22 protein-coding genes and 1 pseudogene are annotated in these 23230 nt (G+C 36.8%); all 23 read right to left on the reverse strand.

Translation table 11 applies throughout. From position 1 onward, the window contains the following. Positions 1-14: 14 nt before the first annotated feature. Entirely contained in the window at positions 15-704 is a 690-nt protein-coding gene (gene pseF, locus D081_RS01280) for a pseudaminic acid cytidylyltransferase (RefSeq protein WP_085022325.1), read from the reverse strand. 14 nt (positions 705-718) lie between these two features. Next, the gene (gene pseC, locus D081_RS01285) at positions 719-1912 is read right to left on the reverse strand and encodes a UDP-4-amino-4,6-dideoxy-N-acetyl-beta-L-altrosamine transaminase (protein ID WP_198941931.1); all 1194 of its coding nucleotides are present in this window, start codon (positions 1910-1912) and stop codon (positions 719-721) included. Positions 1913-1928: 16 nt separating this feature from the next. Further along, a complete protein-coding gene (pseB, locus tag D081_RS01290; protein WP_085022327.1) occupies positions 1929-2924 on the reverse strand; it encodes a UDP-N-acetylglucosamine 4,6-dehydratase (inverting) in 996 nt (331 codons plus the stop codon). A gap of 43 nt (positions 2925-2967) precedes the next feature. Further along, positions 2968-4488: a lipopolysaccharide biosynthesis protein gene (locus D081_RS01295; RefSeq protein ID WP_233127380.1), complete on the reverse strand. Its 1521-nt coding sequence runs from the start codon at positions 4486-4488 to the stop codon at positions 2968-2970. A gap of 99 nt (positions 4489-4587) precedes the next feature. Beyond that, on the reverse strand, positions 4588-5457 hold the full coding sequence (locus D081_RS01300) for a polysialyltransferase family glycosyltransferase (protein WP_143272065.1): 870 nt from the start codon (positions 5455-5457) through the stop codon (positions 4588-4590). A 786-nt stretch (positions 5458-6243) separates the two neighbouring features. Further along, a complete protein-coding gene (locus D081_RS01305) occupies positions 6244-6975 on the reverse strand; it encodes a glycosyltransferase family 2 protein (RefSeq protein WP_085022330.1) in 732 nt (243 codons plus the stop codon). A 38-nt stretch (positions 6976-7013) separates the two neighbouring features. Further along, entirely contained in the window at positions 7014-8156 is a 1143-nt protein-coding gene (locus D081_RS01310; protein WP_085022331.1) for a hypothetical protein, read from the reverse strand. Continuing rightward, positions 8153-9181, reverse strand: a complete 1029-nt coding sequence (locus D081_RS01315; protein ID WP_085022332.1) for a glycosyltransferase family 2 protein — start codon at positions 9179-9181, stop codon at positions 8153-8155. Before D081_RS01315 ends, D081_RS01310 begins: the two co-directional genes overlap by 4 nt. A gap of 22 nt (positions 9182-9203) precedes the next feature. After that, the gene (locus tag D081_RS01320) at positions 9204-10154 is read right to left on the reverse strand and encodes a capsular polysaccharide synthesis protein (RefSeq protein ID WP_085022333.1); all 951 of its coding nucleotides are present in this window, start codon (positions 10152-10154) and stop codon (positions 9204-9206) included. 47 nt (positions 10155-10201) lie between these two features. After that, positions 10202-10906: a 2-C-methyl-D-erythritol 4-phosphate cytidylyltransferase gene (locus tag D081_RS01325; protein WP_085022334.1), complete on the reverse strand. Its 705-nt coding sequence runs from the start codon at positions 10904-10906 to the stop codon at positions 10202-10204. Positions 10907-10919: 13 nt separating this feature from the next. Beyond that, positions 10920-11645, reverse strand: a complete 726-nt coding sequence (locus D081_RS01330) for a 2-C-methyl-D-erythritol 4-phosphate cytidylyltransferase (RefSeq protein WP_085022335.1) — start codon at positions 11643-11645, stop codon at positions 10920-10922. A 20-nt stretch (positions 11646-11665) separates the two neighbouring features. Further along, the gene (locus D081_RS01335) at positions 11666-12721 is read right to left on the reverse strand and encodes a histidinol-phosphate transaminase (RefSeq protein WP_085022336.1); all 1056 of its coding nucleotides are present in this window, start codon (positions 12719-12721) and stop codon (positions 11666-11668) included. Between the two features lies 1 nt (position 12722). Next, entirely contained in the window at positions 12723-13193 is a 471-nt protein-coding gene (locus D081_RS01340; protein WP_085022337.1) for an RpiB/LacA/LacB family sugar-phosphate isomerase, read from the reverse strand. Then, positions 13190-14017 (reverse strand): phosphorylcholine transferase LicD, encoded by an 828-nt coding sequence (locus tag D081_RS01345; protein WP_085022338.1) that lies wholly within the window; start codon positions 14015-14017, stop codon positions 13190-13192. The genes D081_RS01340 and D081_RS01345 overlap by 4 nt, the downstream gene beginning before the upstream one ends. Then, the gene (locus D081_RS01350) at positions 14005-15036 is read right to left on the reverse strand and encodes an acyltransferase (protein ID WP_085022339.1); all 1032 of its coding nucleotides are present in this window, start codon (positions 15034-15036) and stop codon (positions 14005-14007) included. The genes D081_RS01345 and D081_RS01350 overlap by 13 nt, the downstream gene beginning before the upstream one ends. Next, positions 15020-16252 (reverse strand): beta 1-4 rhamnosyltransferase Cps2T, encoded by a 1233-nt coding sequence (gene cps2T / locus D081_RS01355; RefSeq protein WP_085022340.1) that lies wholly within the window; start codon positions 16250-16252, stop codon positions 15020-15022. The genes D081_RS01350 and cps2T overlap by 17 nt, the downstream gene beginning before the upstream one ends. Positions 16253-16325: 73 nt before the next feature. Continuing rightward, positions 16326-17429, reverse strand: coding sequence for a GNVR domain-containing protein (locus D081_RS01360; protein WP_085022341.1), 1104 nt, complete (start codon positions 17427-17429; stop codon positions 16326-16328). Next, positions 17426-17692 (reverse strand): Wzz/FepE/Etk N-terminal domain-containing protein, encoded by a 267-nt coding sequence (locus tag D081_RS01365; protein WP_085022342.1) that lies wholly within the window; start codon positions 17690-17692, stop codon positions 17426-17428. The genes D081_RS01360 and D081_RS01365 overlap by 4 nt, the downstream gene beginning before the upstream one ends. 178 nt (positions 17693-17870) lie before the next feature. Further along, the gene (locus D081_RS01370; protein WP_143272067.1) at positions 17871-18629 is read right to left on the reverse strand and encodes a polysaccharide biosynthesis/export family protein; all 759 of its coding nucleotides are present in this window, start codon (positions 18627-18629) and stop codon (positions 17871-17873) included. A 110-nt stretch (positions 18630-18739) separates the two neighbouring features. Continuing rightward, positions 18740-20131 (reverse strand): undecaprenyl-phosphate galactose phosphotransferase WbaP, encoded by a 1392-nt coding sequence (gene wbaP, locus D081_RS01375; RefSeq protein ID WP_085022343.1) that lies wholly within the window; start codon positions 20129-20131, stop codon positions 18740-18742. Between the two features lie 293 nt (positions 20132-20424). Continuing rightward, positions 20425-20589 (reverse strand): annotated as a pseudogene (gene tatA, locus D081_RS01380) (twin-arginine translocase TatA/TatE family subunit); the annotation flags it as partial. Between the two features lie 35 nt (positions 20590-20624). Next, a complete protein-coding gene (locus tag D081_RS01385; RefSeq protein WP_233127381.1) occupies positions 20625-21596 on the reverse strand; it encodes a polyprenyl synthetase family protein in 972 nt (323 codons plus the stop codon). A gap of 92 nt (positions 21597-21688) precedes the next feature. After that, positions 21689-23080, reverse strand: coding sequence for an AmmeMemoRadiSam system protein A (gene amrA, locus D081_RS01390; protein ID WP_085022345.1), 1392 nt, complete (start codon positions 23078-23080; stop codon positions 21689-21691). Between the last annotated feature and the right edge of the window lie 150 nt (positions 23081-23230).

A 23230-nucleotide genomic window follows, 5' to 3' on the forward strand; every position in this document is an offset into this window, starting at 1 on the left:
TCCCCTAATTCCTCCTACAAATCGTAGTAGCTTCTATATTTTGATTCCGCAATTTTCCAATCAGATAAAGTATCAATATCCTGAACTAATTCTTCTCGCATAATATATGGAACTGTACTATCAGAAAATATTTTCTTATTATTTATAAAATACGATGTTTTACAAATATAAAACATTCCACAGTCATGATATATCGGCTCTAAATCTTGACTACGAGAATTCATATGCTGTGGATATTGATATTCCAGCTTACCATCTCTTACAATGACCGCTCGTTGCGGCGGAAAACTATACTTTACCACGGGCATTAAGGAATCTGCATCAGATGACATTAACGTTTTAAATGCTTCAATTAAAATCATATCCGTCAAAAATGGGGCAGTAGGATAGATACAACAGATTATATCAAACTCACTACCTTCTTCTTGATATTTTGAAACTACTTCACTTAAAACATCCACTGTTGTAGCATAATCATCACTATTCTTTTCACTACGCATAAAAGGTACTTTCGCCCCATATTGTCGTGCAACTTCAGCAATTTCCTCACTATCAGTAGAGACCATCACCTCATCAAACAATTCCGATTTCAACGCTGCCTCAATAGAATAAGCAATAATTGGCTTACCGCAAAAATTTTTAATATTTTTCTTTGGGATCCTCTTACTGCCACCTCGGGCAGTAATGATAGCTACCGCACTCATCGTTTATTCACCACTTAGCTCCTGTAATAATGTATTACTTTCTTCACGGCTTTAATTACCATGCTCTGCTCATCATCTGTCAATGAGTAATACAATGGAATAGATATGATTCGTTCATACAGCTTCTCAGCGTTTGGACATTCACCCATTTTGTAACCCAGTTTTTGATAATATGGGAATGAATATACTGGGATGTAGTGAACATTTACACCAACGCCCTCAGCCTGCAAAGCCTCAAAGACCTCTCGGCGGGTACATTTTAATAAATCCAAGTTTAGCTGGATTATATAGAGATGGCGAATCGTATCGGACTCAGTAATTTCACTCTGCACAACTATTTCCGGCATTTCAGAAAAAACTTCATCATAACGCTTTACCAATTCCTTGCGACGTTTACCAAACATTTCCAGCTTATCGAGCTGAGAACTAAGCAAAGCCGCCTGTATATCAGTCATGCGATAGTTATAACCAAGCTCCACCTGCTGATAATACCAGCCGCCTTCACTAGTCTTATCCATAAGTTCCTGACTACGTGTAATGCCATGAGTTCTAAAAAGAATCAGACGTTTGTACAGTTCCTCACTATTAGTAGTAATGGCACCGCCTTCACCAGCAGTACAGGTCTTCACTGGGTGAAAACTGAACTCCGTCATATCAGCCAAGCCGCCTACTGGCTTGCCATTATATTTAGTACCCAGAGAGTGGGCAGCATCCTCAATAAAAATCAGATTATGCTTATCGCAGATAGCACGAATTTTATCTACTTCTACAGCTTGTCCTGTAAAATCCACCGCCACAACAGCTTTGGTCTTATTGGTAATCTTTGCTTTGATACTTGCTGGATCTATGTTGTAGGTTTCGGGATTTATATCAGCAAAAACTGGCTTAGCACCACAATAAAGGGCACAATTAGCCGAAGCCGCAAAGGTAATTGGGGTAGTGATAATTTCATCCCCAGGCCCAATGCCAGCCGCAAAAATCATGGCATGGAGTGCAGCTGTACCATTGGCAATAAGAACAGCATACCTTGCCCCTGTTATTTCACAAAGCTTTCGCTCAGCTTCTTCAATCTTCTGGCCACAAGTGAGATAATCACTTTTTAAAACATCAACTACCGCCTGAATATCATCATCATCAATATATTGATGGCCATAGCCAATTTTCTTTTCGAATACTGGCTTTCCGCCGTTGATTGCTAACTCATCCACTGTAATTGCCCCCATATTAAATACTGCCAATCTTTACACGATTTTTCTCAATCCATTCCTGAAGCTGCGGAATGGTCATCCATTCCTTGTTGTTGTCGGAAGTATAGCTGAATCCCTCCGGAACCTGGGAACCGCCCTTTATCATGGACTCCATTTTTCCCCAAGTGCAAATCTGTGGCAAAATCTTAAAGTGCTCAGGATACTCATAAGTGAAATTGGCATCCTCCACACCAATCATCTGCTCATGGAGCTTTTCACCAGGTCTGATGCCAATTTCAACCTGTTCAGCGTTATTATCTACCGCCATGGCGATATCACAGATATTCATGGATGGGATCTTTTTAACATAAATTTCGCCGCCTTCCATATCATCAAAGGCATGCCACACCAGTTCTACGCCCTGCTCAAGAGAAATCATAAATCTGGTCATCCGCTTGTCAGTTATAGTCAACTTCCCTGTCTTTGCAATTTCCATAAAAAACGGAATAACAGATCCACGGGACCCCATTACATTTCCATATCTTACAACTGCAAACTTAGTTTTTCCACCAGAATAAGAATTACCTGCAATAAAAATCTTGTCTGAACAAAGCTTCGTAGCACCATATAAATTAATTGGTGAACTTGCTTTATCTGTTGAAAGTGCTACTACACGTTTCACCCCTTTATCAATGCAGGCATCAATAAGGTTCATGGCACCATTTACATTGGTCTTAATACATTCAAATGGATTATACTCAGCCGTTGGTACGATTTTAGTTGCGGCAGCATGAACAACATAATCCACGCCATCCAATGCACGATAAAGTCTGTCCTTATCCCGTACATCACCAATGAAGAACCTGACTCTCTCATCACCTTGAAACTTCTTAGCCATATTCCACTGCTTCATCTCATCACGTGAATAAATTATGAGCTTCTTTGGATTGTATTTCTTTAATGTCATTGGTACAAAAGTATTGCCAAAAGAACCAGTTCCACCTGTAACTAATATTGTCTTATTTGTAAACATATTTTCCCTCCAAATGGTGCAAAATACTTAATAAACGAATGTATTATTGTTTATGAATAATTTTTAAAAATATCTGCTTTGAGCGATTGAAATAAGGACTCCTATGATAAATTAAAAGTATTAACAATGTTGCAACTACAACACTCAACACAGCCTTAATAATTAGCCCTTCAATACCTTCCCATATTATAAGGTTACAACTTGTATATGTGACAATAGTTATAAACGCAGCAATAACAAAATACAAAAATTGCTGCCTAATATACTCAGCTGATGGTATTTTAAAACATTGTCTAAGTATAATAGTACATTGCCAAAACAACCCAAAAACAATCCCTGCCAAAAGGCTAGCCAAAATAATGCCGGTCATTCCTATAAGCTTTCCTAGCAATATATTCATACATAAATTAAAAATAGTGCTAAAAATATATACCCACTTCAATTCATGCCACAGCCCAGCAGCATTTAAATATAAATAAAAGGCCTGCTGAACTGTTCCTGAAATAAACCACATTCCAAGTAAAATAACATCGACAAATGGTAGAAGCATATGCTCGCCCATCCAAACCTTCATCAAAGGTTGAAACAAACATATCAAACACGCAGTACACAGTGTTGCTATCAGTGAAAACAAAAACTGCCACAATTTTAAATCGTTAAGATTTTTTTCTGTTGTTTCACACGCCACACTATTAGCAACACTTGCCTGCATAGATGCTCTTACTAATAAAATAAACGACGATACTGTATTGATAATAACATAATAATTATTATAAATTGCTACCGATGAAAGTCCAATGTACGCTGAAATTATAATGCTATCAAACGCATTATATGTAACACCACTAATATTACATATCAGTAGTCCCTTCACTTTCTGTAATATGTTCTTTTTAGCCGCGCTGTCTATCTCGCCCTCACATTTATATTCAGGATATTTTTTATCACTTATATATGCAGTAAAAATATTTACGCAGCCAGTTCCTAAAACCATCACTATAACAAACATATAGTAACTATGAAATATGAAAAGTGCTATTAATTGTAGTCCATACTGTATAACTATTGTAATGGTATTTGCTACTTTTGTAAGATCAAGCCTTTGTATTGCTGTTAAAAGTGAAGTTTTATATGCATACAAGAAATAACTTATACTCGTATTTACTAAATAAAGTAAATACAATATGTAGATATTAATATCGTTTGGTACATCACCTTTTATTAGATAATCTATAAAAGGTGTTACCAATATACCAACAAACAATATAACCAAACCAACAACTTTATATACCTTCCTAAGATAATTAAGAAGGGCACATACTAGTCTGGTATCACCGGCAGCTATTGGTTTATACATAAAATAAATAACCGAAGAAGAAAAGCCTGATTCTGCAATATTCAATACCTGTAAGATTGAAGTAAATAAACTGGATAATCCTAAGTAATCAGTACCCAATGTATAAACAATTGCTGTTCGAGAAATAAACGAAAACATAATCTGAGCTACCATGAGAATATAAGAAGCCACTAGATTTCGTCTTGTGTTGTATATCCTAGAATTCATATAACACCTCACATTCCCCATGAAAAACTCGTTCAAATGCTTTATACACTACTATAAGGTCTTTCACATTTTTTAAATCAACAATAGTAGTCACACAAATCATAAACAATCCTCAAATTCTTTCCAACTATGAGGGTGAATAACGTTAGATTTTTCCTTTATTGTTCCCCCATTAAACACAATTTTTTTACCTGTACTTTGCTCTTCATATATTTTTTCTACAGCTACATACTTCTGTGCAATTTCCATGTCATACGCATTCCATAAAGCCGATGTCCCAAGCCCTATCAATATCTCTATATTTAATAATGAAAACAATGCTTCGATAGGCAATCCAGATAAATCATTCAACAAACAATCATCCATATGAAGTAAGTTCCTCTTGTTACTTGATTCACGAGGATGGGGTTTTATATATACTGTATACCCTCTAGATTGTAACCGATGTATTATATTTTGATAAAAATCTATTTCATCTCTTTCTAAAACAAACCCTCCCTCAGACAACGGCTCAGTAAGTAATATAGCTGTTTTTTTGCCATTAATATCTTGTGGTAAAATTATTTTCTCTACTTTTACAATCTCACCTATCTCTTTTTTTATATCGTCCCAATTATATTTAATTAGAATTCGTTTACTTCCAAATAAAGCGTTAGCCTTTTCTGGACGAGCATCAATAAATACATTAACTGATTCATCCCCATGAATTTTATAATATGAGTCATTAAGAGGAAAACCATAGAGATAAGATATCACACTATATAATGTGTTTTTTATATATTTCTTGATAAAATTCGTCTTTTGCCTCTTGATTTCTATTGCATAGCTTACACTTCCCTCTCCAACACAATTGACAATTGCCTCAGGAAACATTTGAATAATTGGGGGAACAATTGCATTATCTCCACTAGAGAAAAAAAAAGCATTAACATATTTATATCTTGAAATTTTACTTAAACAATCCTCCACTTGTCCTATTTGGTATATTAGATTTTTATGCCATCTGTATATATTTTTTTAAATAAAAAACCTAATGGATCCATAGCCCCATCATTACAATCAATAACATCATCCCAGCAAGATGTGTTAAAGTATTCCCAGCATTCATTTAGTAATGAATGTTTTATTAAAATAATGTTTGACTGTTTAATTTTTTTTTTATATTATGAGCCAAATATGACATAATAAAAAATTGATATGGTGTATATGCATAAAATACAAAGTTCAATGTTCTTGTTGCTGTACATATTTCCATTCAAAATTTACCTCCACAAATAACCTGAAGTCCCGTCATTTTATGCCAAGACGAATCAAATCCATATGTTCATAAAGCTTCTGTTGTTTGCTACTTATTTTTGAAAGATGATATACCTTATCTAGATACTAGTGATATTTGAGAACATCCAGCTCATCCAATATTAACTGCATTGTATAAATTTTAACAAATTAACTATCAAATGGTAAAAATAAGTACAAACGAGGCCATAACAATTAACACTCTTAACGTTGCATAATAATCACTGTCTAGTCGTTCTAATCAAAACTATTGTTATTTACGCGGGAAATCATAGGTCAAACTACATCCCCCAACTCCCTTAATAACAGCCCCTATCATATAGTAATATTGTAAAAAGTTTAAATAAAATCTCAAAACAATTCGCAAATCTGTTTAGGCAATTGTATGTAAAAAAACACATTATAAACTAATCTACAATATTGTATTTGAGAAAACCGCCACACTATCCTTTAATACTACTATTCAAATCCTTCAACTAAATTCTTTAGATATGCTTTAAGTTTTACGAAATAATACTTTTTCTTATCAATTATTCCGTGACAGTACCGTACTTTATTACTCTCCTGTATTCCAATATATGTCCAAGAAATACCACCATGTGTGAAATTTGTTAGTATTTTATATATTGGATAAAAGATAATATCCTTATCGCTTGATACTTTCAGCATATAATCATAATCAGCAGCTGATTTATATGCTACATCATATAATCCTTTTTTTTCGTACACCTGCCGTGTCAAAAAAGAGGTTGGATGATTTATCATCGTATTCCTCAAATTTCGGTGATGATAAAACACTACTGACAATTCTTCTTGCTTTTTGTTAACTATCCTCATCATCCCATATATTATCTGAAATGGCTTACTCCTATCATATTCGCTTGCTACATATTCTAGGCATCTTGGCTCATAATAGTCATCACTATTAACTATTCCTATAAGTTCACCTTGAGCCATTCTTATCCCTTTGTTCATAGCATCATATATACCATTATCAGGTTCAGATATCACGGTTAATTTGCTACCAAATATATCTTTATATTTATCTATAATCATAAGGGTTTCATCAGTAGATCCACCATCAATGATAATATATTCATAATCATCAAAAGTCTGTTTACTAACTGATTCCAATGTTCTTTCGATTGTTTTTTCGCTATTATAGCATGGAGTTATTATACTAAACAGCATTTTATACACCACCTAATATTTTTTAGCCACAACTTTTATTACCTAGCATTTATTTTATCTTTGAGAATTTGCACAGATGTCATAGCCTTACTTACTGCAATAATCCAAAACGGTAAAAAAAGGCACCCTACAAATGCGTTTGAAATGTAGCTTGACACTCCTGCTGATATAACTGCCAGGCAGGCTACCGGATTTTGCCTAACATTATAATGTTTTGCTACCATATAGAATAGTACACAAACTAATAAAACAAAAACTATTCCATATCTTAATACTATATACAAATACCCATTATCGACTGTATTAGCTAGCTGATTTTCATATTCGTCATATGATACAAAATTAATAAATTTTATAGGCATCTTTTGAATATTGAGTAAAGCGGTTCTTATTCTCGCAGTAAATAATAAATCCAAAAGGATAGCTAATTGTTCTCCACGTTCATAAAGGTATATTGTAATAAATGTAAAAAGTGTCATCATTGCAGGAATAATCGTGCATAATTTATATGGCCACTTTATATCTTTTTTAATTTTTCTTGTATTCTTATATATTGCAATCAACACAATGAAAAATAATATTGAAAATAACGCATTATGTGCATCAAAAATTCGCCACATTACAGTCATAAGGAGTAGACTCCCTATACATTCAACCACTCGCACCTTGCCTTTAACACAAAAATAATAAAGTATAGCATAATATGACAATAACGGAAGGTTTTGACTATGATTAAACCCCCATGCGAGTCGGCTATCCCCTCCCCAACTTCTAGGAGTATCCACATTGGGCACAACTCCAACAGCACAGCCTAGCACTAACAAAACCGATGTAACAACCGTAATTTTAATACACATCAACATTATTTCATCTATATACTTATCATCAATTCCTACCGATGCAAATCCAATTGTTACCAACATTAGTAACACATAGTCATTTGATAATACTGATGCTAATAACAACACGACCAGTACCACAAAAGTAATAATACCTTTTTCCTTTATTTTAGCAGGACTGGATATATTTCTAATTATTAGGCATAAAAAGATTACAAAAGACACCAACATACCTATTTTTTTTATTAATTCACTATACGGAAGAGCAGAGACCGCTATAAGTAAACTGGTATAATAGATTTCACAGGCATAACAAAAAACACTACCTTTTGTCAACTTCATGATAAACTTCCTTTTATTTTTAAATATTTATCCTGCAATAACGCCATAATAAAGTCTAAATGTTTGATATTATACTTAAGCATCAGTAACCTAACCTTAGTCACTTTACTAACTTTGTTAATATCATATCTTTTACACTGTGTAATACTAGAGGTTACAGTCTTTATATGTTTTATAATATCAGTATTTTGCCAACGATTTCTATAGAGTGATAATTTAAGATTAAATATTTGCTTAATACAATGTTCCACACTGTTTTTTAGCAGTTTATCCCTAACAGACGACGATAAAACACTTCGTTCAACAGCTAATGCATACTCATCCAATACATGTCTATAATTCATAAGCATCTTATTAGCGTCTTTACGAATCCTTCCTTTTGTCGTACTCAACTCGTAATAATATATATAAGTTGGTTCTCTATGATACTGTATATGTACATTAGGATTTATTAAACCATAAAAAAATACCGCATCTTCCCCAGTGATCATATCTTCCGGAAATTTCGCATTACATCTTAGTAAATAATCTCGACGAATCATTTTACAACATGGCCCATTTAATTTCCCATTTATGGATAACTGCTTAAGAATATCTTCAATTATCACATCTTCTTTATCTGTCGGAAATGCTTTCCACACAGTCTGTTTACTATTATTCACATATATCAGGTCAGATATTACTACATCAGCCGTATACCCTCTATAAAGCATATCTTTGACAGCCTCAGGAATAATTATATCATCTGCATCAACGAATAAAATATATTGCCCTTCTGCATGTTCTACTCCATAATTTCTTGCGGAACTTGCACCGCCATTTTCTTTTTTTAAGAATTTTAAAAAAGTCTCTTGGATGCGTTCGTTATAATAGTCTTCTATGTAATCATCTGAACCATCGTCCACTAAAATACACTCAATTTGCGCATTTATCTGTTCTGTAAGTCGCTCAATAGATTTCAGACATCTGTCCAACTTTATAATGGGGGTATTGTATATTGGTATGATTATTGATAGTTTTATCATAAGTAATTCCGCCTATTTATGCTTAATTTATAATTAACTCACTGTAATAAGTTTTTCCCTTGGGCTTTTCTTTATTCGTAAACTTATAGCTTAATTTATGAAAAGGCGTCTGTTCCTTAATAGCTTGCCAAATGTCCTTATCATACTTATCAAATACCCTCAAAAGCAAAATATGAGGCGTTGCATTATCTCTTGGCACTATTTGCTTCCAATCATCTTCATACTTATCAAGCGCAATAGACATAAAGTCATGGAGCAAAAAATAATCATCCATGGCATTATTTTTTTCCCAATATTCATATAACAAAGTACGTGTAGCCATGAGAATCTTATTATTAGTCTTTGCACTTATAAGCCAGCTTGATATATAAGTTGCATTTCCATCTCGCCCTGGCTTTAAATTTTGAAAAAAGAACAAATCCGAGTTAAAGAAATAGCTTGGTATGTCTTTCTCTGGACTAGTGCAAAATACCGTAGCATCCAGCCACAAACCACCATAGCGAATTAACAATTCAAGCCGCAACAAGTCTGTAAGGTGTGTATGAGTGATTATTCCAGCTTTCCACTTATCAATTATGTAATCAGGAAATTGAACATACTGTTCCAAATTATCAGAGGTGATAAGCACTATATCTTTATTAATAAGATTATCTTTAACACTCGTATAGCACTTCTTCACCAAGTCCGGAGCGTTATCCATACCTTGAAACCAACATATCCATACTTTATTAGAGGCCTCATGCTTAAGAGATTTATCATATGTTTTATCAAATATCTCAAGCGTTTTTTTGTACTTTCGCTCTAAACGCTGCTTGACTTTCAACTGCGTGGATAATCTTAATATTTCCAGTGCCGTGCGTGATTTACCCAACAAAATAAACTCGCAAATTGCTGTTAGCAAAGAACCATTTCTAAAGTACTGCTTTATTAAATTGATGCCACCCTGTTTTTGAAATGTTTCTTTTAATCCCATATCCACTACCCTACACTTAAATTAAATGTCTCATATCTTGTAGACCATCATTTATTTGCTTTCAAATACGCCTTAAACAAATCCAAATCATCTCTATTTGTCAGTTTTATATTGCTTTCAGATCCCAACGCGAAGTTCAACGTCACTCCAAGTTCAACCATCATCGTATTGGTATAAGACGAACCATATATGCCAATCTTTTTTTCAAATGCCTCATGATATTTTTCATCTAACAAGCCAAAATTATATGCCTGAGGGGTTGAAACACGACGAAGCGTTTCCCGAGGAATGTATTCACAAGTAGAATTTTCACCATCATCAACTACAAACATTTGCTCTCTGAATGGCATAGAGGTAACTGCATTACCTTTTTCTCTGGCAATATTGATCACATCTGCCAAAACATTACTATCAACCAATGGTCGTATTCCATCATGAATAATAACCACATCATCTTTTTGAGCCTCTTTTTCCAGAAAAAAAACCCCATTTCTGATGCTTTCCTGACCTGTTTCACCACCAGAGATAACCCATTTTAGTTTATCTATACCTGACTGCCTAGCATATGCCCACAATGCTTCATGCCATCCAGCTATACATACAACAAGAATTCTATCTACCAGTGGATGCTTCTGAAAACATTCCAATGTATAGAGCAAAATAGGTTTATTATTGACATTGATGAATTGTTTAGGAATGTCCTGCCCCATTCTATGGCCAGACCCACCAGCAATTATAAGTGCATAGTTCATCGCGTACTCCTGTTTACTTTAGCCAAAGATCTTTGTCCCTGTTCAAATATGCTTCAAATATGCCCAAATCTTCTTCTGTATTCATCTTGATATTTTTATCTGAACCTGCTGAAAAAAATAATTTTTTTCCTAAATCCGCATACAACGTATCTGCGTAAGATGGTCCAAATATTCCGATATTATTTGCAAAAGCATATTTGTATGCCTCCAGTAATTCACCATAGCAATATGCCTGAGGTGTAGAAACCCGTCTAATTGTTTCTCTAGGAATAAACTGTTTGGTAGTTTTAGGTTCATTTTCATCAACAACAAATACTTGCTCATTATTAGGTATAGAAGATATTGCATTACCTTTTTCCTTAGCTATCTGTATAACATCTGTCAATACAGCATCCTCAACTAGCGGACGTATACCATCATGTATTATAACAATATCCTTATTCTGAAGTATATCTTCCAATCCCAACAAACCATTATATATGGTCTCCTGTATTGTCTCTCCTCCAATTACAATATTCTTCAGCTTTTCAATGTTATATTGCTTTGCATAAGCACGTGCAATCTCAGTCCAACCTTTAAGGCAAACCAATTCAATATAATCTACTTGTGGATTATGCTCAAAAACCTCTAATGTATGCATCAGTACAGGTTTATCAAAAACATTCACGAAAGGCTTGGGGATATTTTCAGTTCCAATTGTTTCCTGCCCTGCGGCAAGAATTATAGCGACGCAGTTCATTCAATTCCTCCTAGATAATGTTACGCGTCAATCTCTACAAGTGCATCCATAAATGACTTCATATATTTTTCATCCCAAATAGTGATTCTTAAAAAGCCAGCCGAATCACCTTTACCACAGAAAATCAGAATTCCTTTTTCTTTTAGCTGATCAGTTATTTCCTCTGCAGTCTTATGCTTTGGATATACACAGATAAAACAGCCCTCTGTAGGTAAATATTCATATCCAGCATCATCCAAAGCTTTTAACAAATAGTTCTTGCCTTGTTGGAACTTATCCGTAAGTTCCCTAACGACCCTATCGTGGTTATCCATAATGCTTTTGCCAAAGGCCAGTGCAACTGAATTAATAGTATAGTGTGGTTTGTAATTGTTTACATACTGAATATTATCCTTGTTGGATATTATTAAACCTAATCGCAAAGCCGGAATGGAAAACATTTTTGAAAATGTTCTTAGAATGATAACATTGTCAAATTCTTTTACTAAAGAAATTGATGATTTATCATAAAAATAATAATACGCCTCATCAATGACTACTTGAGCATTGTATTCTCTAGCTTTGATTATGACTTTTTTTATTTCTTCCTCAGAGTAAACATTTCCAATAGGCATATTCGGATTAACAAGAGACACAAGACCAGTCTCTTCATTTATCTCATCAAGCAACTTATCTATATTGAATGTATAATCATCCTCATAATGTACGAATACTGTATTCATACCTTGCATGTCTGCGTAAACCTTGTACATGCCAAAGGTAGGCGTAGCACAAATAAGATTTTTCCCTGGCTCACCAAAAACTTTGATGACATAGCCCATAGCAACTACGCTTCCATCAGTCAATGTTACATTATCTGCCTGAAGGCCAAAGAAACTTGCATATTTTTCTGTCAAAGCTGTATCTTCAGGATAAATTGACAAAAATTCCGGTGTTACCTTTCTCATGGTCTCATCGAACAACCACTGAGGAACACCATCTGGGTTTTCATTCTGATCAAGTCTGATATATGCCCCACGTCCTTCTGGCTGCTTTGTTCTTAAAAAACTCCTTATGACCGGATCAACATAGTACATTTTATCTACTCCTTTTCTCCATTTTGTTTATCATAGCAATCCTATCCACGTGATATAAGCCCAAAAATTTCGTAGATAAAAAAATATCCACTCTTCTTTTTACATCTTCATACGACATAAAATTAGCTCCAAAGGCCACGATATTGGCATCGTTGTGTTGCCTAAGCAATGCAGCTACTTCATCACTATAAGCAATACCACAACGAACATTTGGTACTTTGTTTGCGGCTATAGCCATACCTTCGCCTGAACCACAAATTAAAATACCAAAATCGGACAATTGACTTGAAACCAGTTCTCCTACTTTTTGAGCAAAAACTGGATAATCACAAACTTCTTCCTGAAAGGTTCCAGCATCTTCAACATGGTATCCTTGAGCCTTCAGATAACATATAAGTTTTTTCTTATATACAAAACCGGATCTATCAGAGCCAATAGCGATTCCAACATTTTTCTTAACTTTCATATTCATAATCTATATGTCCTATAATGGTGATGCCCAACCCTGTCTTTCTCTGGTGGTAATTTCATGTAATCATTGAATATCTTTTTTAATACAGCATCATATTCTTTAGGTATTTTAAATGAATAATTCTCAAAATTGCTATCCATAAGCTCAGTAAACATACTTCTAGGAAACACATCTTCTTCTCCACCAACTATCCAAACACCACAACCAACATAGTCTGATGCTTCATACTCTTCGTATTTAATGCATTTCAGCTTTCTCTGAAAATAATCTTTACCCATAATTTTTGAAAAAATGAACACAGGAATCTTCAGTATGTTTTTTAATATCTTATGACCAGAAGTATTAATTTCCGTAGAATAATGTTGACGTGTTGCTTGAAAACAACATGTAGAAAGAAAATCTGCCTTTTTTGCTTTTTTTACTGCTAATTTGTAATCATTTCCCAATCCATCCAAAGGATATACATCTATAAAGACACCCATTCCATATGGCTTTTCATTGTCAACTACTAACTTATATCTGTTGTCACTAAACCGGGAAATCATATATGGATATTCTGGACATTCATCATAATTAAACAATCGTATATGCGGGTATTCCTCTGCATGCTCTTTGAAGTATGACAATAGTCTCTCATAATCCGGTCTAGGCATCATAATATCCACATCATCATCCCAGGGAATAAACCCCTTATGTCTTACCGCACCCAGCAGAGTCCCATAAGCCAAGAAATATCGACTACCTATTTTTTCGCATAAATCGGTTATTGTTTTCAACACCTCTAGCGCAACTTCTTGTGTTTCGCGTATTGTTAATTCCTGCATGTTGCCTCCATTGTAAACATCTCCATAACAAATCTCTCAAGGTACTTCCATACTTCAATAAAAACTATTAAACTGCCAACAACAAACAAACATGTTGTCATAAAACCAAGTAATCCATTACCCAATATATATAAGCCATGAAGCTTCTCAACACCACGAAATATTACCATTTGTGCCAAGTATAATTCTAAGCTTATACCACTAAGATATTTCATCACACTATTGCTTAAAATCCTACTTTCAACACTAATGGAGTATATCAGCCAAGGCCAAAAAACTATCAACAATTTGGGTACCAATGGTATATTTACCGGCACAACATAATAGGAAACAGTCAAAAATACGCATAAGCATAACCAAGCCAATCTGTAACGAGATATGAATTCTTTTATTTTACCCCTATAAAGGTATGTTACCCCCCCAGAAAGAAACCAAGGCGCACAATACAAAAAATTATGTCGATGAGTAAAATCTGCAATAACATACTTATCCGTAAAAAAATAAAACGAACAAAATAGTGATAATATCATACTTAACACAAATGTTACGCATGCTCTTTTGGGGGTCCAGCAGAGATAAACAATAAACGGAAACAACATATAGAAAAGAAAAATTACTCCCAATGTCCAACTCACGCCGATAACATCTAGTTCGTTGTTAGGTAATAGCGCAAATACCAATGTTGCTTCTGTAAATCCCTCAATAATATGTTCAAAACTCTGGTCTACAATAATATCAATAAGGATTAACGTTGCAAAAAATGGTAATAATTTCTTGTATCTTTTGCTATAAAAACTGTCTAAATCAATGTTGTTGTTTTTTAACCTTGTATAGTAACCACAAAACATTCCAAATCCACTGATTATTAAAAATAATGGGACAAAATGTGTAAAAGAACCAACCACATCATCAAATACAGATGGTAAAACATAGGAAGCATTCGCCTTGATATGCATAGCTATTATTCCCAGACAAGCTATTACTCTCAAACCATCTAAATTATCATACCTCTCTGCCATACAAAAAAACTCCCTGATATTTATGAGCTATATATCCCCAGCTATACTCATCGATAATTCTTTTCTGGGCCATAACTCCGTATTCGCAACGCTGTTTATTGTCCATTTTATTAACCTTGTCAACCAAGGACGCCAAATCACCAGTAACCTTGTTCCAATATAAAGCGGCCTCTTTAGCAACTTCTCTATTAAATCCAACATCAAGTAATAAATTCAGCTTAGTGCTACCCAATGCTTCTAAAAGGCTTGGATTAGTCCCTCCCACTTCATGACCATGAAAATACCCATAGGCGTTTTCGCGAATTTTTTTCAGAAGTTCCTTATCATAGACTGTTCCTACAAACTTTATTCTGGGATCAGAATTCCAATGCAGTTTTGCTTCTAGTTTTGCCAAGAATCTATCATTTACATTTGTAATTAACGCAAAATCCTTGGTAGTGTGTGACTGCATAAATTCCCGGATCATTGTTTCATAGTTATTTTCTGGAACAAAGCGGCCCACTACCAAATAGTATTGATCGGGCTTGAGTTCGTTTTTATTGAGCCACTCCACAAACTTTGGGGCATTATCATCAAGCTTTGATGGAATAATATCAGCGCCATAAGCAATATAGGTTGTATTTTCTACACCATATTCTTTTCTCATATATTTCTCTATATTCACTGAGTCACATATAATTAAGTCCGAGGATTTAACCATCTTTTTTTCTGACCACTTCCAGTATTTCCGTACCGGTAGTGACCATTTAGCCCTTTTCCATTCATGTCCATCAGGATTCAAATAGTATTTTCCTCCTATGGACTTGATTTGCTTGACCAGACCATTGATAAACAAACCAATTCTACAAGTCAGAATGTAAAAAATTGGGTGTTCTATATTGTACTCCTTGCAATAATTGATTGAATACTGCACCGCAGCTCTGTCATAATAAATGGCTACGGCAGGACCAATGTTAGGACAAGGAATTTTAAATACATGGGCATTTTTATATGTAAACTCATAAACTCTGCCGTCATTGTCATTAACAACATCAGAAATGGATGAAAGCTTCGTTTCATCCATATATCCTTCACCATTAGCTTTACAGGCCACATGGTATTTAATTGTCAGTTCATTTTCATGTTCGCCAATTAACCTGTCTACAAAGGTTTCGTATCCACCATATTGTCCAATGGATTTGGCTCCTATAATAAACACATGCTGAACATCACACATTAAAATTAATCTCTCCAAAACAGCGGTAAAGGTACAAAATCAAATCTCCATCAATTTTGCACCTTCATCTCCATTAATATCCTTCTTTTCTATACATCCAAAAACCATATATTAGGCAAATTAATATCCCTATTGACATTCCTCCTAGAGTTATCAGCCTTCTATTTGGAGCACACTTTTTTATAGGCAGATTAGCCTTATCTATCACCTGAATATCCATGCTTTCCATAGTAGCTTCAATCTTAGATTGTTCACTTTGCTTAACTAGAGCTATATATACCTCATTCTTTATTTCAGCATCGCGTTTTAATTTCAGATATTCAAGTGCATCCTCTGAAAGCTGCGCCATGTCAGAGTCAGCCTCTGCCATCTGTGCTCTTACAGCTATCTCGCTGGCGTTTGCCACTGCCATATCAACCTGAGCTTGAGCCTGGGCTTGCACCAATGCTGCCTGTGTAGGATTCATAGAAGCCGTCCCTCCAGCCACTGCATCAGCTACTTCTCTAGAAAGACTGATTTTTAAGGAACGGAGTTGTTCTCTGGCACTAATAAGTTCCGGATGTTCTTCCGTATATTTTTGCTCAAGCTTAATTATTTCAACTTCTTGTTCAGCAATCTTTTCTCTTAACTCAACTACTACTGTACTATCTGCAATATTAAACGTAGAAAGATTTGCATTTTGCTTACCAAGCTCACTGCTAGCAGCCTCAATTTGAGCCCCAGCAGCCTGCTGTTTTACCAAAAACTCACCTAAAGCCTTATCATAAATAGTTTCTCTCTCTACCATTGCCTTTGCCTGCTCATCTGGTAAATACACTTTATGTTCTCTACTGAAAGATTCAAGCTTGCTGGCAGCCTCATCAGACTCCTTCTTGGTATTATCTATGCGTTCATTAAGAAACTTCACCATATATGATTGACTGTTCTGGTTAACATCTGTCATTACTTTTAAGAAGTTATCTACTACATTGGCAGAAATCATTTGTGCTTCCTCTGGCGTTCGACCTCTGCCAATAACATTTATAAGGTTGGTACCTTTAACATTCTCAATTTCCAAATTACTCTTAGCGAAACCCGCAGCTGTCATTTTTTCCCGTGTCTCTGGTGTAATATCCTCCAACTGATCCATAATAGGTTCCAGTACTGCACGAGATTTCATTATTTCGATATAGTTCATTGTAACAGATGATGAACCACTCCCCCCCCCAACATAGCCAAAGCGGTGGCGGCACTAGAAGATAAATCCAGCTTACTTGACTTATTTGTCTGCACCAAGGTATTTGACTCAAAGGTGGGAGGAATTATTAAAGAAATAATCATAGCACCAATAGTACAGGCGGCAATAATACCCCCTGCGATTTTTCTTCTGTCCCATAAAATGCCAAAGAGTTTCCCCAAATCAATTTCAATTTCATCATCTTCTTTAAGTTTTTCTTCCATATTTCGTAAAATCTCCTAATTAAAAGTGTTATATGACCTCATCCGTCAGCTTCGCTGACACCTTCTCCCAAGGAGAAGGCTTTAAACCTCATCCACCGCTAAAGCGGTCCCCCTTCCCCAAAGGGGAAGGCTATTATTCACTATAACTTCCTATAACTAATCATTATCGGAAGTTTCTTTATTTTACAATGCTCCTATATACAGAATAGATATTAATATAAGGAGCAATATCTTCACTCCAAATAACCTTACCTGAATCTGGTACATAAACAATATCGCCATCTTCAATAACAATGTTCTGACTCATATCATGATTCTTCACAAAGCCATCCAGATTTACTTCCCTGAAATATAATTTATCATCAATCTGACGAAGAACCTGCACATGCTTGGACCGACCTCTCTTATCCACACCGCCGGCAGCAGAAATGGCTGCATAAACATTCATGTTATCTACAGGCATTTCCTTTATGCCTTGAGATCTAACATTCCCCATAACATAAACCTTACGTTTTCCATACTCAGTTAAGAACACATTAAAACCAGACAATTTAAAATACCTGCCCAGTTTATCTTCAAGTAAGGTTCTTGCCTCCTCTAAAGTTAGGCCGGCCAACTTTACATTGCCCACATAAGGAATCTGAGCTATGCCATCTACACCAATCATTATATCATTTCTAGTTGAGGTTGAAGTTGCTGCTGCAAACTCCTCAAATCCAATAGCTATAAGCTGTATTTTGTCATACTTAAACAGCCTATACTCATCAAGCATATTATCCTTTCGCATTTTATTTACTTTAAATACGCTGTCATCGCCGTCTTTTACTACCACCACATTATCCTGGGATACCGGTGCAGCATATACTGCACTGGCATGACAGCCTATAGTTAATGCCGCGCCCAAAATACAGGCCGCTAATAATGATTTTTTCTTCATAACAAACTCTCCAATTAAAAAATATTATTTGTTGAACCTCATCCACCGCCCCTTACAGGGACTAGCTTCGCGTCGCAAGCGGTCTCCCTTCCCCAAAGGGGAAGGCTTAACTAATAAGCTCCGCTTTTTTCTAAAACTATCTTAAAGGTCTTAGCCAAGAACATTATATCTCTTGCCAAGGACCAATTTTTTACATACCAGACATCCATGGCCACGCGGTCTGCAAAGGTTACGTCATTGCGACCGTTGATCTGCCAAAAGCCTGTAATACCTGGCTTTGCCATGGTTATAATTTCCACATCAGCTCCCATGTCTGCCTTTTCTCTTGGCAGATATGGTCTTGGACCCACCAGACTCATGGTTCCCTCCAGCACATTAAGTAGCTGTGGCAGCTCATCCAGACTAGTTTTGCGCATCCAACGGCCAGCCCGGGTTACCCGGGGATCATAGCCTCTTAGCTTGGCGAATTCTTTCCACTCCGTTGCTGCCTCGTGATTCTCGGCCAAGTATTTCTTTAGCCTTTCATCCCCGTCAGTATACATGGAACGGAATTTATAGCAGGTAAAATTCTTGCCACCCTCCCCTAGACGCTGGGCATTGTAAAACACACTGCCCTTGGAATCCAGCTTTATGATAATTCCCAGTACAAAAAGTATAGGGATAATTATTGGCATAAAAGTCAAAGTAAAGAAAAAATCAAACAGTCTTTTCAATACCCTACTGCGGACACGGGCCAGATTATTGTAGCTTTTCAACAAGGTTATCTGTTCACTAAACAAGGTCTGTATCTGTACACTACCCATTGGGGTCCCCACCAAATTAGGTGCAAACAATATATTCCTCACATAAGGGCGAATATCTGTCAGCAGTTGGTCCATTTTGTCCTTGTCCATACCCGGAGCTGACACCAGCACCGTATTTATGTCCATGTCCTGTACAATACTTACTGCTTCATCCATCTTTCCCAATAGAGGGTACTCCGATGGGAGTTCATCTGATATGGGATTATCGTCAATGAGCCCCACTATCTCATAGCGGTAAGCTAAATCTTTATCAAAATAGGCCTTAATGCGTTCAGCAGTCTTTCCGGCACCAATTACTATTATTTCTTCCTTTAGCAGTGTGGAGCTTTTGATAAACTTGGATATGGCGTATCTAAGTGTCGCCACCCAGCCCAAGGAGGTAAATATGAATAAGAAGCAAAAGAATCTAGATACCTTACCACTGGCGTTGATTACAAACAAGATAATTATGCTCATAACCATGCCAAAGAGAAGACCTTTGAACACCCCCTGGCTCACGTCCAGTGAAGGTCGGTTGAACTCATAACCACTTTGTACAGCAATGCATAAGATAAATACCAAAGGTATATATATGAATTGGTAATTTATCGGCAATACAAAAACAGTAGGCAAAAATCCCTGAAACAGCTCCCTAATCTGATAGGCAGTTTCCTGAGCAAGTACCAAGGCAATATAGTCTACTATAATGAAGAGCAACATGGTGGCATAATGTCTCCTTGATGACCTTCTTCCCTTTACATTGTCTTGCAAAACATTACCACACTCCAGCACATGCCTTAATTTAGCACACAGTATTTCAGTTTAAACATAACCTATGACATTGTATCACTTTTCACCTTTTTCTTCAACAACGTCCAATTCTTTTATTACTTAAAGAAACAATTTAATTATTACGCATCAACCAAAAAGGTATGGCATATAAATGCCATACCTTAATTTATATTATCATTTTACTTATTCTGCTCACTATCTACTGTTTTAGTTTCTTTTGTTGCCTTCGGTGTTGGTTCATCATCCATGATACCGTTGGACACCTTGCGGAATTCCCTGATGGTTTTCCCCAGAGTACGCCCCACCTCCGGCAGCTTGCCAGGACCAAATACAATTAGGCCGATAATAAGAATTATTATGAGCTCCGGTACACCTATACCAAACATCACGTTACCTCCGTGAAAGCTGCATACTGCAGCCTTTAGAACTTTCTGCCGGCAATAAAATCCGCTGCAAAGTAATAAGCCTCTCGTACATCTACTGGAATGCTATCTGGAAGGACATTTCTGGCTCTGTCCAGATATTCCTCAACCTTTTTCTTGGTAAAGTCTATTCCGCCACTCGCTCTGACAATCTCTATTGCTCTTTCCAAGTTTTCCGTGTTCATATTGCGGTCAGTTACTATGTTCAGAAGCTCATCCCGGTCAGAACTGGTTTCCAACGCCCTGATAGCCGGCAGTGTAATAATGCCCTGTAAAATATCATTTCCAGCAGGCTTGCCAATGGTCTTGGAATCCCCCGTCAGGTCCAGCAAATCATCTGTAAGCTGGAAAGCCATGCCCACAGAATAGCCATAATCATACAGTGCCTTGACCTCCGCCTCAGGCAGCCCCATTACATGGCCCCCCAGTTGGCAGCTGATAGCCAAAAAGTTGGCTGTCTTCATGGCAATACGCTCATAATATTCCTCTGTGTCACAGGAAGCCTTGTAGATTTCCTTGTTCTGAATCAATTCACCGGCAGACAAATCAGCCAACAAGCGTGAAAGCTGATTGTTGACATAATCCCCATAGCCATTATCGGTCACCAGCATAAAGGCCTTGGCAAAGAGATAATCCCCAGCCAGAATAGCCAGCTGATTTCCCCACTTGGCATTGGCCGTAGCCTCTCCCCGCCGTGTTGAGGCACTATCCAGTACATCATCATGCACCAGAGAAGCCATATGTATAAGCTCCAGGGCTACCGCCAGCGGCATAACTCTTTTTAAGTCGAAGTCTTTGCTACAGCGGGCAGCCAGAAAAAACATTGCTGGGCGCAAACGCTTGCCACCAGACTTAATGAGGTGATTTCCAATTTCCGTAATTGTATCTACCGGAGAGACTACAGACTCATACAAAGCAGTCTCCAACTCATCCAAATCTGACTTTATGATATCAAACAACTTAGTAGTCAATTCTTTTCCCTCTCAAATCACAATCTAGCACCATATAATTTTACTATATATTCCAGTGTTTTTCAAATAAACTTTGATTATACTATACAGTTTTACTCATGTCGGGTGACTTCAAAGCGTTGTAATTTGACATTTTCATCCGGCGATATTCCGCCTTTGCGACGGGCTATGTCAATCTGTTCCTCCACAGTATCAATCCCTTCCAGATCCGGCAGTAACAATCCTCTCCGATACCCATCCTCACTGGACACAATCACGCCATACCGCTTCACATCCAGTTGCTCAGGCCCCTCAATAGACTCAGGCTCCGACAATACATCCACATCGTATACCAAATCTTCAAGCTCATCCTCTGTTACCGCCGGAAAACGAGGGTCTGCGGTTCCTGCTGATACGGCATTAGCAATTATCTCCGATGCCAGACTGTCCCTTACAGGTAATATGGTTCCTATACACCCCCGAAGCTGCCCTGCTTTTTTTATGGACACAAAGGCGCCTGCACGGGTATTAAGCATTTCCTCAGGCAGTCCTTCTGGCACCTCTATTCTTTTATTATAACGGACATAGCTTTCCAGACTTTTACGGGCAAGGCGCAAATAAACATCTTCCTTTTCCCGCAGCTCTTCCATGGATTTTCTGTGATCCTCCACTGCCTGTTCACCGATGTTGCGTCTTTTGTTTTCTTCCTTAGGGATAAATCGTGCCACTCCATAGCCCACACCAAAGGGTCCCTCACAGGATAACAGCTTGGCATCTACGTCAAGGCAATCGAAGGCCCCTGCCATTATCCAAAATGAACGCAAACCGCACTCTGCTGCCCCCTCTGCCAATTTGACCGGAGTAGTCAGCAATTCCAAAAAATCTCCTGTTGCAAAGCAATCTGCCATACGCTGGTCAAAAACCGGCCCCTCCTTGGCAAATCCATAAGGGCCATCGGCCTTCAGTTTATGGGATAAATCACCGCTGGCTACTATCATCATGCGACGATTCATAATATCCGCCGTTTCCCTGAGAAGGACTCCCAAGGTATAGTGATGAGTATTGGAAAGACCTGAAAGACCTATTCTCACAATTTTTCCTTTATATCCCGCCTTCTGGAGAAAATATAGTGGAATCATTGTTCCATGATCCAACTCACTCCCCTGACGCCCCAATGTCCCCGCAGGAAGTTTTATTTCCTCGGCAGTCTTTGACACCTGCTGAACGAACTCCTCGTCATATTCCACATGAAAGGCCAACTCAGGATGTCCAAAATTGGCAAAGTTCCCCTCTGCCGAAGCCCCGGAGGAAATTTGCATATAATCTGCATACATGGTGGCATGGGGACTGGTAATAACCACCAAATCAGGATTATTTTCCACAACCCACTCCGCCACACTTTCATATGCCTCTATAGTATCGGATATTTTCTTCTCCTCACCTCTGCCAATCTCCGGCAAAATAAGAGGTGGATGAGGAACAGCACAAGCTCCAAGAAAGGACATACAAACACCTCCAGATTCATTCTCTATTGATTATTACGACAAAAACAGTGCTAATACCTTTATTTTTTATATTTAAAGATGGCAATTATACATATAAAAAGACTGCCGTGTTGAAATCAACACGACAGTCATTTCTATTCAACAAATACC

The organism is Anaerovibrio sp. JC8, assembly GCF_002100115.1.
Classification (GTDB): domain Bacteria; phylum Bacillota; class Negativicutes; order Selenomonadales; family Selenomonadaceae; genus Anaerovibrio.

Bases quoted from the DNA above. Each gene is read 5' to 3' on its own strand.
- D081_RS01365 (WP_085022342.1), bottom strand. From the start codon at position 17,692: ATGGAAGAAAAACTTAAAGAAGATGATGAAATTGAAATTGATTTGGGG.
- D081_RS01320 (WP_085022333.1), bottom strand. From the start codon at position 10,154: ATGGGATTAAAAGAAACATTTCAAAAACAGGGTGGCATCAATTTAATA.
- D081_RS01360 (WP_085022341.1), bottom strand. From the start codon at position 17,429: ATGAACTATATCGAAATAATGAAATCTCGTGCAGTACTGGAACCTATT.
- amrA (WP_085022345.1), bottom strand. From the start codon at position 23,080: ATGTCCTTTCTTGGAGCTTGTGCTGTTCCTCATCCACCTCTTATTTTG.
- D081_RS01345 (WP_085022338.1), bottom strand. From the start codon at position 14,017: ATGCAGGAATTAACAATACGCGAAACACAAGAAGTTGCGCTAGAGGTG.
- D081_RS01330 (WP_085022335.1), bottom strand. From the start codon at position 11,645: ATGAACTGCGTCGCTATAATTCTTGCCGCAGGGCAGGAAACAATTGGA.
- wbaP (WP_085022343.1), bottom strand. From the start codon at position 20,131: ATGTTGCTCTTCATTATAGTAGACTATATTGCCTTGGTACTTGCTCAG.
- D081_RS01325 (WP_085022334.1), bottom strand. From the start codon at position 10,906: ATGAACTATGCACTTATAATTGCTGGTGGGTCTGGCCATAGAATGGGG.
- cps2T (WP_085022340.1), bottom strand. From the start codon at position 16,252: ATGTGTGATGTTCAGCATGTGTTTATTATAGGAGCCAAATCCATTGGA.
- pseF (WP_085022325.1), bottom strand. From the start codon at position 704: ATGAGTGCGGTAGCTATCATTACTGCCCGAGGTGGCAGTAAGAGGATC.
- D081_RS01370 (WP_143272067.1), bottom strand. From the start codon at position 18,629: ATGAAGAAAAAATCATTATTAGCGGCCTGTATTTTGGGCGCGGCATTA.
- pseB (WP_085022327.1), bottom strand. From the start codon at position 2,924: ATGTTTACAAATAAGACAATATTAGTTACAGGTGGAACTGGTTCTTTT.
- D081_RS01295 (WP_233127380.1), bottom strand. From the start codon at position 4,488: ATGAATTCTAGGATATACAACACAAGACGAAATCTAGTGGCTTCTTAT.
- D081_RS01350 (WP_085022339.1), bottom strand. From the start codon at position 15,036: ATGGCAGAGAGGTATGATAATTTAGATGGTTTGAGAGTAATAGCTTGT.
- D081_RS01305 (WP_085022330.1), bottom strand. From the start codon at position 6,975: ATGCTGTTTAGTATAATAACTCCATGCTATAATAGCGAAAAAACAATC.
- D081_RS01335 (WP_085022336.1), bottom strand. From the start codon at position 12,721: ATGTACTATGTTGATCCGGTCATAAGGAGTTTTTTAAGAACAAAGCAG.
- D081_RS01310 (WP_085022331.1), bottom strand. From the start codon at position 8,156: ATGAAGTTGACAAAAGGTAGTGTTTTTTGTTATGCCTGTGAAATCTAT.
- D081_RS01315 (WP_085022332.1), bottom strand. From the start codon at position 9,181: ATGATAAAACTATCAATAATCATACCAATATACAATACCCCCATTATA.
- D081_RS01340 (WP_085022337.1), bottom strand. From the start codon at position 13,193: ATGAATATGAAAGTTAAGAAAAATGTTGGAATCGCTATTGGCTCTGAT.